Origin of the sequence: Rhodoferax sp., from assembly GCF_018780565.1 — a bacterium.
GTDB lineage: Bacteria > Pseudomonadota > Gammaproteobacteria > Burkholderiales > Burkholderiaceae_C > Rhodoferax.
The window spans coordinates 30,578-44,441 of the sequence record NZ_JADMJN010000001.1; the positions used below are offsets into that span (position 1 = coordinate 30,578).

At 56.8% G+C, this 13,864-nt stretch carries 9 protein-coding genes and 1 pseudogene; 6 read left to right on the forward strand and 4 right to left on the reverse strand.

Annotated elements, in window-relative coordinates; genetic code table 11:
- Positions 1-18: 18 nt before the first annotated feature.
- The 4 genes from IV109_RS00160 to IV109_RS00175 are packed head-to-tail and all read right to left on the reverse strand — an operon-like array spanning position 19 to position 6,632.
- The gene (locus IV109_RS00160; RefSeq protein ID WP_296690658.1) at positions 19-888 is read right to left on the reverse strand and encodes a hypothetical protein; all 870 of its coding nucleotides are present in this window, start codon (positions 886-888) and stop codon (positions 19-21) included.
- A 42-nt stretch (positions 889-930) separates the two neighbouring features.
- Entirely contained in the window at positions 931-3,969 is a 3,039-nt protein-coding gene (locus IV109_RS00165) for a Tn3 family transposase (RefSeq protein WP_296690662.1), read from the reverse strand.
- Positions 3,970-3,978: 9 nt separating this feature from the next.
- Entirely contained in the window at positions 3,979-5,808 is a 1,830-nt protein-coding gene (locus IV109_RS00170; RefSeq protein ID WP_296690665.1) for a tyrosine-type recombinase/integrase, read from the reverse strand.
- Positions 5,805-6,632, reverse strand: coding sequence for a KilA-N domain-containing protein (locus IV109_RS00175; RefSeq protein ID WP_296690668.1), 828 nt, complete (start codon positions 6,630-6,632; stop codon positions 5,805-5,807). The genes IV109_RS00170 and IV109_RS00175 overlap by 4 nt, the downstream gene beginning before the upstream one ends.
- Before the next feature lie 685 nt (positions 6,633-7,317).
- Here IV109_RS00175 and IV109_RS00180 point away from each other — a divergent pair.
- The 6 genes and pseudogenes from IV109_RS00180 to IV109_RS00205 all read left to right on the forward strand — a co-directional run.
- Entirely contained in the window at positions 7,318-8,094 is a 777-nt protein-coding gene (locus IV109_RS00180; RefSeq protein ID WP_296690671.1) for a hypothetical protein, read from the forward strand.
- A 758-nt stretch (positions 8,095-8,852) separates the two neighbouring features.
- Positions 8,853-9,290: a DUF6431 domain-containing protein gene (locus IV109_RS00185; RefSeq protein ID WP_296690673.1), complete on the forward strand. Its 438-nt coding sequence runs from the start codon at positions 8,853-8,855 to the stop codon at positions 9,288-9,290.
- Positions 9,291-9,519: 229 nt separating this feature from the next.
- Entirely contained in the window at positions 9,520-10,923 is a 1,404-nt protein-coding gene (locus IV109_RS00190; protein ID WP_296690675.1) for a DDE-type integrase/transposase/recombinase, read from the forward strand.
- 1 nt (position 10,924) lies between these two features.
- Positions 10,925-11,719 (forward strand): ATP-binding protein, encoded by a 795-nt coding sequence (locus tag IV109_RS00195; RefSeq protein ID WP_296690677.1) that lies wholly within the window; start codon positions 10,925-10,927, stop codon positions 11,717-11,719.
- Positions 11,720-12,092: 373 nt separating this feature from the next.
- Positions 12,093-13,211 carry a transposase gene (locus IV109_RS00200; protein WP_296690680.1) on the forward strand — a complete coding sequence of 373 codons (1,119 nt, stop codon included), beginning with the start codon at positions 12,093-12,095 and terminating at the stop codon, positions 13,209-13,211.
- Positions 13,129-13,497, forward strand: a pseudogene (locus IV109_RS00205) (DDE-type integrase/transposase/recombinase); the annotation flags it as partial. The gene IV109_RS00200 and the pseudogene IV109_RS00205, both read left to right, overlap by 83 nt.
- Positions 13,498-13,864 lie beyond the last annotated feature (367 nt).

A 13,864-nucleotide genomic window follows, 5' to 3' on the forward strand; every position in this document is an offset into this window, starting at 1 on the left:
GCATGTGGGCATGCGTAGTTAACGCGGCACGGTGATTGCCCCCGACTGGATACCTTGGGCAATACGCGCCAACAGTTGGACAAAGCGATCCAGCGCCGGGTGCGCCTCGCACAGGACGTTCATCTCTTCTTTCTGCGCCGACTGCATCAATTGTTGAAACAGCTCCATATAGGGGGCCATCTGGGCCAACAACTCCAACTGGTTGCCATTGTCGGTGCGTTCAAACTCACGCATTTTGGCATCCAGCAATTGGGCGATGGCCAGGCGCTCGTCACGATTCTTGTCTTGCGGCGCCTGGGCACCTCTGGACGTTAACTCCAAGGGGTCTTTTCGAGGGTCCAGGCAGTCCACATGGTCACGGCACACCCATGTCAGCAAAGCGTCGGGGGCCTGCGTCTGTTTCTGGATGGTCCTAACCGCTTTTTGGTACTGCAAATCGTTGGTGCGGGAGTTTTGCAGACGGGGCCAATGCTCACGCAAGTCAGCCAAGCGGTCGGCCCCGAACTCCGCACGAAAGGCAGTCACCGTCGCATCGGGCGCAATGGCGAGAAAAAAATACTGCTTGCTGGTCAGCATATGGGACAACACCTTCTGGACCAAGGGGTTGCTGGGGTTGAGCAGCACGCTGTAGGTGGCAAAACCATAGAACTCAAAGAAGAGCTGCACTACTTCAAAGTCTGCATTGCCCACCAGAGCGTGGCCGAAATTGAAGCCCAAGGCCATGGCTTCCTTCGGCATGGCCTTGGGTGGACGCAGTGCCAACAGGCCCATCGGCTCTTGGCGCTCCTCCACCATGCCCAATGCAAAGCAGGGTGCCTTGGCCGCCCAAAGGTCTTCGGCAAACTGACGGTGAAGCGTTAACCTTGGCAGTAGATGCTGGACATTCATAGGCGGGGTATGTTGGTAGGTCGGACGAATTGCGGACGCAGTTTAAGCCCAGTTAATTTCCGTCAGGATGGCATCCAGGTCAATCGGTTTCCCCTTATCGCGAAATGCATAGTGTCCAAGGAAATGCAGATGCTGCCACGCCGCTGGTGAGATGCGCCTGAGCAACGCCAGCTCTCTCTCACTGCCCGCAGTCAGACTGCGGCTCAGTAGCCCAGACAACAGCATGGAATTGTAGGCAATCACGACGTTTGCGATCAGGCGACCGCAATGGTTACTGACCGCCACGTCCAGGTCGGTGCGCCCAGTCAATTCCTTTTTGCCATTCACCTGGGCGATGGTGGAGCGTAGCTGATGGTAGGACTCGATGCGGTTTTCTGAGCGGTGGACGTCACGCTGCAATTGTGGGTCCCGCAGGTAGCGCAGCGTGTAAATGGTACGGACCAGTTTGTCATATTCGAAGATGGCCTTTCGCGTACGGTGATGCCCGGACAGCGTGCAGATCTTGCGCATCAACACGCTTTGGCTCATTTCTTTGAGTGCCAGCGTGGCGGAAATCTGGTCCATATTGGCCTTCTCGGAGGTAATCAGGTTGCGGTCAATTTGGCCCACAGGCTGAATCAGGAAGCCTGCGTATTCCTCCTGTCCAGCACCACCGTAGAGGTGTTTCAACTGCGCATGCAAATTGGTGAAGCGCGGGGCCAAATTCATGCCAAACCAGTGCAGGATGGCAAAGTTGGCCATGTTGATGCTGTGCATGTCGCCGGTGATGGTGGTCGGCTTGATATCAGACGTGTTGTTGTAGCAGATGTCAAACACCCAATAGCTCTCATGCTGGTTGGCACCCAGCATCTCCGTTTGCAACGCCACATGGTTGGCAAGCAGCGTGTAGGCGACCACCCCGCGATCCTTGCCGAAGTATTTGCGTGAATGCCGGGCTTTGAGCGTTGGGGTGGCGGCAGAAAACTTCTGTCCGTCAACGCTGCCGTACAGCACATCCATGTCGATGGAGTAGTAAGGAAAAATAGGCAGCGTGGCGATGAAGTTGCTGATTTTGTTGTTCGCCTCGATCAACGTTGCCGGGCGCAGATGCTGCTGATGTGTGGCATCCAGCACGTGGTACGGGATATCACAGGTTTCGGCCATTTTGAAGTTGCCGTGGTTCATGGCTTGGGCAATAAGCACCGCCATCAGGCTGTCTTCGTCGGCTATTCTTTTTGCGTAGCGCGGCTGCAAAGGCGTCATTGCCGACAGAAAGTGGCACCTCTCATTGACAAACCGGAAGACATCGGCAATATCGCGTGCTTGGAGCTTGGCATAGAAGTCCTTTTGCAGCTGCTTGTCCTTGTCGGCCTTGGGGCGGTGCCAGATGAGCGTTTTCTTGTCAACGTCAAAATCCAGATGTTTAAGTTTGCCCGCGCGCAGTTCGCTATCAAACGCACGCCATTGCGCGTCGAGCTCAACAAAAAGGGCGTCCAGTGTTTCATCAACCGGCTTGCGCATCCATGGAACGTCGAGCGCCTTGAGCGCTTCGGACTTGGCCTCCATGGACACCAGATCATCAGAAAAACGCCTGTGCTGCACGCTGTCGTCAAGATAGATGTCGCCCGCATCAAGGCGTTTACGCAGTTGCCGGTAGACCATAAATTCGTACCGCTCGCCCTGCAGGCCAAGTGGCTTGCCATTCTGATCAAAGGTCTGCAAGAAGTCGCGCAGGCGTTTGGGAAGTGTGCCTGGTGGCACCTCAGCGAGGGGCTGTTTGGCAAGGGATTGCTGGCGGGCAAAGACATCCTTCATCCATTTCAGTGCTGCCAGCCAGACTTTTCCACCGGCGCTGCTGCTGGCAAAGTCCAAGGCGGTGGCCAGTGGGCGCAAATTTTTGGTGCAAAGTCCGCTCTGCTTGTCCACGGCCTGCCAGCGCAAATCCATCTGGCTGACGGGCTTTTCTGTCAGGAGTTTGCCGGTCGAGCGCAGCGTATCTTCCGGCATGATGCGAAATGCTTTGTGGCGCACGGTGCCGAACGGGGTGACATCGGTGAGCGAGTCATCCACGTACAGCAAGAGCAGTTCGCCCACCCGTGGCGTGGCTTGTTGGCGCTCAATGTGTATTTGGGCGGCCTGCTGGGTGGCAACCGCCTTGGTTTCATCTTCCAGCTGGCGGGTTTGGTAGCCAAAGGCCTCCACCACATTGTCTGTGAGCTGGCGGTAGCGCTGCCATGCATAGCAGAGCAAATACAGGTTGGTTTGCGCAGGCTTGAACCGCCGTAAGTCGTAGACGGTATAAAAATTGGCCAGACTGGCGTAGTAGGCGATGTTGCGCTGGGAGACTGCAAGACCGGGGAGCAGTTTCTTTGCAATTGCATACAAGGGCTCCAGCGTGAGGCGCTTTTGGCGCTCCATGCCCATCTGGCGGTAGCGAAAGCTCTTGGCATCTTGTTTGAGGGCGGCCAATTCCGACAATGTGCTCTCATTGGCTAGCAGTAGCTGCAGCGTCTCGCGAGTCTCATCGGTCATGGCCGCTTCGACCAATTGCTCCAGGCGGCCCCGCTCAGCAACGAGGGCATCTCGGATGATGGTCTGTAGCGTTGAGTAGCCTGGCCGCACGATGCGCTGGCCGATCAAAAAGACCATCAGTTCGGCCAGCAAAAAGGTGGCCGTTACATCCGTGCGCGCCAGGAGCCTGGCCTTTTCTTGCAGTGTTGGCAAGTCGCCCGCACAGTACATCCGGTAGCCAAATAGTTGCGCAATTTTATTGCGCTGCACATAGTATTCACTGGTGTGCAGTGCGGTCTTTACAAGCGCTTGGCCAGGGAAATACCGCTGCAAAATGAACTCTACGTCTTCCTTCGGGAGGTCATCAAGAGAGAATAGAAAAAAGGCCTGTTTGGCTTTGAAGTAGCCGATTTGCAGCAGGCAATAGACTTGTGCCAGGACGCTTTTTCGCCCCAGCGCAAGGGCCAGTTCTGCCTCTGTCAGCGCAAAAAACTCAATGCGCTGGAAGTCATCAAAGTGGGGAATGCCGTAGAGGGCCGTTTTTTCAGCATTTGACAGGATGGTCAGCCGCTCGTTATTGTCACCGCGCATGCTGGAAGTTTATTTAAATGCCCGGTCCAGCTCATCAATGCGCCGGCGCATGGGGGCGCGTCCGTAGATTGCTGTGGTGGTCTGGATGCTGGCATGCCCCATCTGAGCCTGGATCACATCCAGGGGAACGTCCTTGGCAATAGCCCGGGTGCCAAAGGTATGGCGCAACCAATGTGTGGAAGCCTGGCTCATCCGGTGTCGCTCAGATGCGGGCAGGTCAGCCACGTCAATGGCCTTGGATAACCAGGACTTAACGTGCTCGTACAGTGCCTGGTAGCCCACACCTTGCAAAGGATCATGCAAACTGGCCAGTACCGGCGCAGCAGAATCCGCGCGCGTGATGTCACCCAGGCCCCGCGCTTGCAGGTAGGTGTTGAGTGCCTGCAAGGCGGATGGGGGAATAGCCACGATACGGTTCTTGGAGCCTTTGCCATGCACTTGCATGACCCAGCCTTCCTCTTCGTGCTGAATGTCAGACAGTTTGACTGCCAGCAATTCGGCGCTGCGCAAACCCACACTGGCGACGAATTGGACGATAAACACCATGCGATGTGCGGCCGGCGCGGGCAGCTTAGTTTTGCAGTACGCAATGACCTGTTGCGTGGCCACTTCACTGAGCGCCTTGGATTGCAGCACCCGTTCTTCTTTGTCGTCGCCAATTTTCTGATTCACCAATAACCATGGGTTCTTGCCGATATAACCGGTTGCCTGGAGCCAGTGAAACATCGACACAACGATGGTGATTGCCTGGCGCACGCTGCGTGTGCTCAAGGGGCCGCGAAAGGGGGCCCACCCAGGGGCTCCGGGCTTGGCGCGGGCGCGTGAGATCCACTGTACTGGCACATGCTGCAAAAAAGCCATGTAATCGCGGCAGTCCAACAGTGTCATACGCCCCAGCGCGGCTGCGTGGCGTTCATAGTGCAGCCATAGCAAAAGACGTGTCGCCTCGCGTGTATAGGCTTTGAGCGTTGCCGCAGAGCCCGCCTTGGCCGCAACCCACGCGTCGATTGCCTTTTTGTCGTCGTCCGCGAGAAGTAAGGGGTACTCCGAGTATGTGGGCAAGTCCGGGTCGAGAGGTCGTGGTGGAGAGGGTAACGCGAATACGGGTCGGCATGGTTGTGGCTGATTGATCAGCAGTATGGCCAGGTATGCGGATATGCGTTGCGCTTTGGTGCGCCCAATCCCAGGCAGTAAGCGCCACCACCGCCCGCCCGCGGCAATGTGCTCCTGCAGCTGCGCCAAAATCACCACGTCGATACGCAGCAATTTGACGGCTGTGGTGCTGTCAAACCAACCCGCAATGGCGTCAGAAGGTTGTGGCTGCTCGGCGGCAAGGGTCTCTAGCTCATGAAGGGTGCACAGCAATCGCTCCCGCAAGCGGGAACGCACACGCTGGCGGCGCAATGCTCTGGCATTGGCCGGATAGATTTCATGGTGCATCTGCAGCACCTCGGACTCAGACCAATCCTCCAAGGCGCTTGCCGCAATGAACTCGTCCAGACTGGGGGCGATGCAGGTAGCGCCCTGATAGGTCGTCACATCAGTCTGCATTGCGCTAAAACTCAGTCCAATTAAGCGCCAGGCGCTCAAACCCCGCCGGCGTGCCACCGCGCGCACTGCATCACGGGTTTGCAGGTGGGCGACTTTTGCTTGGTGGCCATGTTCCACCCCCAGATAGCGTTTGGCAGCTTCTACGATGGGCAGGCCTTCGGATACCGCGCGCAGATACGCAAAATGGTGCAGTCCCAGACGATGCACGTAAACGGCGCTGCCACCAGGGGTTGCCTGGCGCAACACATGCGACCCCGTGGCCAGATCCTTTGACGCCGGCCCAATCACGGGGGATTTGCCTTGCCCAAACGTTTGACCGCCCCCATTCCAACGAGTGAGCGCATTTGGGTAATGGCAATGGCGTTGAGTTGGCCCAAGCGTTCAGGCGCGCCGATGCCTTGGTGAATCAACACCGAATTGATGCTCTCCATGTTGGACAGTACCACCAGTTGTTCCAATGTGGCCGCGTCCCGCATGTTGCCGCCGTCCTTGGGGTTGGCCTCGCGCCACTGAGCAGCGGTCATGCCAAACAGCGCCACGTTCAGCAGATCGGCTTCGCTGGCGTAGAGTGTGGCCGTTTGGGTCCGGGTCAACTGGCGTGGGACGAGGTGTTCCTTGATGGCATCGGTATGAATGCGGTAGTTGACCTTGGCCAGGGTGCGTTGGAAATTCCATTCCAGGGAAGTCGCACGGGCTTCCTCGTCCTTGAGGCGCTGGAATTCCTTGATGAGATAGAGTTTGAATTCGGGACTGAGCCATGAACCGAATTCAAAGGCGATGTCGCGGTGGGCGTAGGTGCCACCGCCCCGGCCGGATTTGGCGTACAGGCCGATGGCCCCGGTAGCCTCCACCCACTTGGAGGGAGACAGCGAGAAACTGTTGAGGCCCGCTTGGGCTTTAAACCTCTCGAATTCGACAGGTTTGAAGTCCGGATTGTTGATCTGCTCCCAAATCCCCAGAAACTCAACGGTGTTGCGATTGCGCAGCCACCCGTAGAGAACGGTCTCGTCGCCGAAGCGTTTGACCATGTCGGTGAGCGAGATGTAATCCTGGTCGTGCCGCGTGGTGTAGCCAACCGGGGTGCCCTGGACTGTAATGCTGCGGTTTTTCATGAAGAAAGGCTGCCCAAGAGTGGTTTTGACGCAAAAAATTTAGCCTAAGATAAATAGAGTTATCTTAGGGCATTGTATTAAACTTTCGCCGCCATTTCATCAACATGTACCCAAAATGGGCTATAGGCAAAAGCTGGTAAGAAACCAGCAAGTCCAGCGCAGTTCGTAGCTAGATGCCTGCTGACTGATCGGTTGGCGGCCACCTCTATCCCGATTCTCCATCACCATTCGCCGGGTTCATGCAAGGGCGGGGATAATAGACCGCTTACCAGTCAACAGTAACGCGACAGAGCCTGATGGTCTTCTGTTGCAGCGCCTCGAGCTTGAAATGCGCAGCGGATTTTGACCTTATGCTGGTTCATCTTTGTGAAATAGTGCACCATGCTTTCTTGGCAGCAAGTATTGAGGGGCGGATATGGAGAATAGTTCGTGCAACGAAAATTTGCGACCCCTCCGCGTAGCCGCGTCGTCGAGTATGGCAATCGACTTGGAATCAATGATACGGCCGCTGGCCCAGTCTTTCCTACGTTATACACCGCAGCGCACGACGCAGGATCGACTAGTGGCAAACGAGTTTGACGCGTGTCCTGTGACGAGTGGTAGAAGGTGAATCGGCTGTGTCGAAGACATCCGGGGAATCGATTATTTTGGCAAGGCCCACCTTCAAATGCTGCAGTTTCCTCGTATGAAAGCTTGGATCTCCAAGCAGCAAATCTTCGTTCGGAGCCTGGCGTGGCTCGCGTTGGTGCTCGGGCTGAAGCTTGTCGTTCACTTGCTTGGTTTGGAGGCGCTGGTCTTGAGCCCCCTGCATGCCACTGCCGTCGCCGGTGGGTTTTTCATCCTCGGATTCATCCTGTCAGCCACCATCGCAGACTACAAGGAAAGCGAGCGGCTTCCCGCGGAATTCACGGCTATCGTCGAGAATATGTACGAGGACGCGCTCTTGATCAGTCGCCGCCACCCCTTCGACATTGCCGGGTTCCGCGAGGGACTGCTCGCGGCGCTGGACAGCTTGCGCGACGACATGGTGTCAGGCAACAGGGAGACTCACCATCATGTGTTTGCGCTGGGGGAGTTTTTCGCGCAGATGGAAAAGGCCGAAGTGCCGCCCAACTACATCGTCAAGCTCAAGCAGGAGCAAGCGCAACTGGTTCGAAATCTGTTCCGTGTCAACTACATCCAGACGATCCGCTTCATCCCGTCGGCGTTCTTTCTGGCGAAGTCTGTGCTGCACGGCACCATCGGTCTTCTGCTCCTTACGGCTCTTGAACCATTTTCGACGTCCTTCGTCGCCGTAGGACTGATCGCCTTCATCTTCATTTACATCTTAAGACTGATTGAGGTCATCAGTACTCCTTTCCACCCAAAAGGGAGTACGCAAGACGACATCAGCCTGTTCCAAGTTGATCTGACCGCTGAGCACCTAAAGCGGCACACGGGCCATGCAGAAAATGGCCATTAGCTCAGGCAGCGCATCCGTTTGAAGGATGCCAACGAACAGGAAATCGATTCCGCTTTGGAGCGAAATATACCTGAATCTGTATTGCAGAATCTGCAGCAAAGCAGGAACCCGTGATTAAGCATGTCACGCCATGCAGAATGTCGTTCGATTACATCGAGATATTTTACAACCCGAGACGGCGTCACGGTCAAAATAATCGGCTTTCACCGGGAAACTATACATCGCGGCATTTGCAAATCATAGATCAGAATTGCCTGCCGGGGTGGGGTAGTCCATGCAGCCTGTTTGCATGTATGTACAAAGATATAGAACTGCCAAACAATAATCTTTCACACGCCTTCCAAATTTTGGTCATGTCAAAAGAGGGACTTGCAGAATTCCGAAAGTCAGTCGAATTAGCTGTAATCAGAGGCAAAAAAATTGAGGGTAGCCCTGTCCAAGTGCGGGAAAATCCAAGCACTGAATTGTTACGTCCGTCGACACCTGAGGATCAGCCCCTCTGTTTTGTCCCAGGTCTTTTTAAAGCCTTTGCAGTACCGCGCCCGAATGTATTGCGGGACTGAACGGTGACTGGGGTTTTGGTTTTGATGATTTTGGTTGATTTTGGTTGATTTTCATCCGGCCCCCGCCAGGCCGCCGGAGGCACCCCCTGGCAGCAGAATTCTTGCGCCCCCCTGTTTGCAAACAAGATAGGCCGGTCATCCTTTGGTTAATGTTTGTGGTGCCTAAACCCAAACCCAACAACAGAAGACCAGCCTATGCACAGAATTCTAGCGAGCATCACCACTCTTGCGTCACACGCTGCTGCGCTCGCATCCAGCAGTGATGCCTACCGGCCTCGCAACTGTCCGCATTGCAACGGCTGCAAGCTCTGGGGTCACGGCTACTACGCGCGCAAGGCCGACCGCGAACCCGGTTCCGACGGCTCATTCAACCCTGTGGCCATAGCGCGCTTCCTGTGCGCCGCATGTCTTCGCACCTGTTCTCGACTACCACTGTGCATCGCGCCCAGGCGTTGGTACAACTGGGCGGTGCAGCAATTCGTGCTCATGCTCACACTCATGGGATTTTCCGTACGCCGCTGCAGTGTCTGCGCAGACGTTGGGTGGCACACCGTGCGGCGCTGGCGGGACTGGCTTTGCCAACGCAGCGAGGAATTCGTGTTTCACCTGCGCAGCCGCTTTGCCGAGTTGTGACGAGCGCCTGATACGCCAATGCTGTGGTACCGGGTCATGCATGAGATGACGCTGGGTGTGGCCATGGCCTGGCTCGATCAGGACCAGATCGTCCCATGATGGGCTGATCCTGAAGTGAGCGCAGACAGCGCATTTGTCACCGTTTGGAGTACCCCACACACTTTGCCCACTTACGTAAAGGCGCGATCCGCGGTCTCATCGGCACCTCTTTAACTCAAGGTGTACGTTCATGAAACAGATCGATTCCATAGCATTGTTCCGGCTCTCCGTGCTGGGCCAACTGGTCAGTCGCGAGCGCTTGGAGCGCGGCGAACTTCAACAAGTAATCCGCGAATTGGCCCAGCGCGAGTACGCCATTCCCGGCTCAGAACGTAGTCGCCTGGGTGAGAAGACCATAGAGGCGTGGTACTACGTCTGGCGCAAAGACGGCATTGATGGCCTAATTCCCAAGGTTCGCATAGACCGCGGTCAGTCCAAGCTCACTCCTGCGCTGCAAGAAGCGGTGCTGGCGGCCAAGCGCGAGAACCCCAAGCGCTCGATTCGCCAGATTCTGCGGCTGCTTGAAGTCGCCGGTCTACAGGCCAACCACAACCTCTCCAGATCGGCCATCCATCGACTGCTGCAACAACACGGCCTCTCCAACATCACCGGCACGCCCAGCTTGCCCGAAGAGAAGCGCAGCTTTGGCGCCGAGTTCGCTGGCTCCATCTGGTACGGCGATGTGATGCATGGCCCGCGCTTAGCCCTCAATGGGCAACTGCGCAAGACCTACCTGGTCTCGCTCTTTGACGATGCCTCGCGTCTGGTCACCCACAGCGCCTTCTGCCTGGGCGAGACGGCGCTGGACATCGAAGGCGTGCTCAAACAGGCATTGCTCAGGCGTGGCATACCCATCAAACTGGTGGTCGACAATGGGGCGGCCTACCGGGCCGCCACCTTGCAGGCTCTGTGCGCGCGCTTAGGCATTCACCTGATCTTTTGCCGCCCGTACGCACCCGAAGGTAAGGGCAAGCTGGAGCGCTGGCACCGCACTTTTCGTGACCAGTTCCTGAGCGAGCTCGACGAGCGCCACATCACCGACCTAGCCGATCTGAACGCGCGGCTGTGGGCCTGGCTGGAGCAGGTCTATCACCGCACCGGCCACACCAGCCTGGGTGGCATGACCCCCTTGGCGCGCTATCAGCAAGACCTCCCTCGCATCCGCAACCTGGGTGCCAAAGCGGCCACACTGGATTCGCTCTTTTATCACCGCGTCACCCGCTTCGTGAAGAAGAACGGCACCGTGTCTTATCTGGGCCAGCAGTTTGAGGTGCCCTATGAGCTGTCGGGCAAGACCGTCGAACTGGTCGTGGACCCACACGGCGAACGGGTCATAGGGGTTGAGAACGATGCGGGCGAGTCGCTGGGAGAGGCCACGGCGCTGGACTTGGTGGCTAATTTGCATCGGGTGCGCCGCAAACCTGAACCACCGCTTGATGATGGTGACGCCAGTGTGCTCGCCAGCAATCCCAAGCGCGGCCCCGGCGGCGGCGGTGGCGGCCCCAATCTGGTGGAGCTCGCCCATCAGCAGTATTACGCTGGTGCACCGGTATCGTCAGCGGCAACGCCCGCAACCGTTGCACGGGAGGCTTGAGATGTACCTTCAACACTTTGGCTTGACGCACGCTCCATTGGGCAAAGAGCTCACTGAGCCATGGGATGACGGTACCCTTGCACATCTGACTGAGCGCTTCAACTGGCTGCTGAACTCCCCCGGTGTTGGCCTGATCACCGGCGAGCCCGGCGTGGGCAAGACGGCAGCCCTGCGCAACATCACCAAATCCCTCAATCCGCACCGCTACTTGGTGCTCTACCAGGCGGAGACCGACTTCGGGCGCGTCGATATCTACCGGGGTCTGGCCCGTGCGCTGGGCATCGAGCCCAACTACCGGCGTGCACAACTATGGCGCGACATCAAGCAGCGCATTCATGAACTGGTCGACACCAAACAGACCACGCCCGTGTGGATCATTGACGAGGCGCAGAATCTGCCCCCGGAGTTCTTCCGTGATTTGCCCGCCTTTTTGAACTTTGCCTTTGATTCGCGCGACCTGATTAGTGTCTGGCTGGTGGCGCATCCGGCACTGGCCCATACCCTGGCGCGCGCCCCTTACGCGGCGCTGGCCAGCCGCATTCAGGTGCGCGTCGAACTCAAGCCGGTGCTGCAACGCGAGCGCTTTGCCAAGCTTATTGCGCACGCATTTAAGAGCGCAGGTGCAACGGGCACCTTGCTCAGCGACTCAGGGCTGGAGATCGTGCGTCAGGCCTCCAAGGGGCTACCGCGCAATGCCGCTACCATTCTGTGCACCGCCATGCGATTGGCCGTGCCCAAAGGGCTCAACCATTTGCCTGACGAAATACTGCAGCAGGCCATCGGGGAGCTGCAATGAAGCGCAAGAAAATCCTAAAGCGATTGGCCAGCCTTGAGGCGGGGTTGTTTCCAGATGGACTGTCGGATGAGGCGGCGTGGGCAATGCACGATTGCCTGCAGAGCCTGCACATGGCCTTCGAGAGTCGATACCTGGCCCAGCTGATACGCCATCGTAAAAGTTTGGAGATGCTGTACGACCCAGAGCATCCATGGAGAACGCAACCACGGTTATAGCGCGGCGATTAAACCACCAAGTCCCATGTTAAACAGGGGTCGCGTTTAGCCGAGTTACGGTGGGACACGACCCTTTTTTTACCCTCTAATAGGGTGAGTCTACGAGACCATTTCAATGCGGGACATAACACACTGAATCAAGAGATTGCTGCCCGCCCATGCATACTACCCTGAGTCCCGTCACCGTCCAAAGATTTTCTTCCTTGCAAGGCGAACTCATAGGGCTGGTGGAGCAAGACTACAAGGGCCTGACGCCCAAGCTCGAACAAATCATTCGAGCCTTCGAATTCACGCAAATCGAGCTGGCCGTTTACCGTGATCGGGGCTACGCACAAGGTCGTGGGGTGGGCCAACCTGAGGCGGATCGTTGCGCGCTGGCCTGTGCATTTCTTGCCAAGGCGGTTCTGGATTTGAAAACCACCAGGGCGCTAATGGATCGTTTGCAAGCGGACAGCAAACTGCGCCGACTGTGCGGTTTTGATTTGCGCTTTGCGCTGCCCAGCGAGTCCACATTCAGCCGCGCCTTTGAAGAGTTTGCCACCAGTGAACTGATCCAGCGTGTGCATGCAAGCATGATCAAAGACACATTGGGCGAGCAACTCATCGGCCACATCAGCCGCGACTCCACGGCCATAGAGGTACGCGAGTCGATTGCGAAGAAGGACAAGGCCCAAGTGCTCCCAGCCAAGCCAAAGGGCAAACCTGGGCGTCCCAAAAAAGGCGAAGTTCGTCCACCTCCCGAGCCAAGCCCACTGGAGCGCCAGCGCGGCCAGACGCTGGAGCAAATGCTCTTTGAGCTCGACACCGCTTGCGCCACGGGCACCAAGAAGAATGCACAGGGTTACAAAATCAGCTGGAAGGGCTACAAGCTGCACCTCGATACAGCCTGCTGTGGCGTGCCCATCAGCGCCGTGCTGACGGGCGCGAACGTGCACGACAGCCGGGTCGCATTACCGCTCACGCGCATCAGCGCCAAGCGGGTGGATGCCTGCTACGAACTGATGGACGCTGCCTATTGCAGCACGGTGATTCGCGAGGACATTGAGGCTGCAGGACGCGTGCCCTTGATTGACCACAATCCGCGCAAAGGGGAAAAGCGGGAGTTTGCTCCACATGAAGCCCAGCGCTACAAAATCCGCTCAGGAGCCGAGCGTTGCAATGCAAGGCTCAAGGATGAATTCGGAGCTCGTCACCATGGCCACGGAGTTGGTACTCGATGCGATGATGATGGCGGTATGGCGCAGAAGGCCCAAAACCCCTGTGATGATTCACTCTGACCAAGGCAGCCAATTTGGTAGTGATGACTTCAATCGGTGGTGCAAGGACAACCAACTGGTGCCCAGCATGAGTCGCCGGGGAAACTGTTGGGACAATGCCGTTGCCGAATCATTCTTCAGCAGTCTGAAGAAGGAGCGCATCAAACGCCACATCTACGCTACTCGGCAGGACGCCAAGTCAGACGTGTTTGATTACGTTGAGGGTTTTTACAATCGAGTCCGCAGGCACAGTCACCTAGACCAACTGAGCCCACTGGAATTCGAGCAACTTCGAACTGGAAGTTGATTTATGTCTATTGAAGCGGGTGAAGTCCACTAACGCTGACCACTTTCTGCACATCTGACAGGGGTTGTCGCAAAATCAAGTTTCCTGTTTTCAGGATCCTAGACGCAGAGGATCAAGAGGAATACCACCTTCTTCCAATTACGTGTGAAGTAGAAAATTTTTGCAGCATTGGCCAGGTTCTGCTCCTGGGTCAATCTACCCAGGGCCGTATGCGGGCGGCCGTGTGTGTGACCAAGGCCAATTAGGGGGCACAGATCAGGAACGGGCAAACCCGCGTCCACACGCTTGCGCGCTTGCATGATCTGGCTGCATGAGAACTCGACTTTTCATAAAGAAATTATCACGCCGATGGTTTGATGGTGTGATT

Excerpts from the sequence above, each read along its gene's own strand:
- IV109_RS00160 (WP_296690658.1), bottom strand. The coding sequence starts at position 888 with ATGAATGTCCAGCATCTACTGCCAAGGTTAACGCTTCACCGTCAGTTT.
- IV109_RS00165 (WP_296690662.1), bottom strand. The coding sequence starts at position 3,969 with ATGCGCGGTGACAATAACGAGCGGCTGACCATCCTGTCAAATGCTGAA.
- IV109_RS00175 (WP_296690668.1), bottom strand. The coding sequence starts at position 6,632 with ATGAAAAACCGCAGCATTACAGTCCAGGGCACCCCGGTTGGCTACACC.
- IV109_RS00180 (WP_296690671.1), top strand. The coding sequence starts at position 7,318 with ATGAAAGCTTGGATCTCCAAGCAGCAAATCTTCGTTCGGAGCCTGGCG.
- IV109_RS00185 (WP_296690673.1), top strand. The coding sequence starts at position 8,853 with ATGCACAGAATTCTAGCGAGCATCACCACTCTTGCGTCACACGCTGCT.
- IV109_RS00190 (WP_296690675.1), top strand. The coding sequence starts at position 9,520 with ATGAAACAGATCGATTCCATAGCATTGTTCCGGCTCTCCGTGCTGGGC.
- IV109_RS00195 (WP_296690677.1), top strand. The coding sequence starts at position 10,925 with ATGTACCTTCAACACTTTGGCTTGACGCACGCTCCATTGGGCAAAGAG.
- IV109_RS00200 (WP_296690680.1), top strand. The coding sequence starts at position 12,093 with ATGCATACTACCCTGAGTCCCGTCACCGTCCAAAGATTTTCTTCCTTG.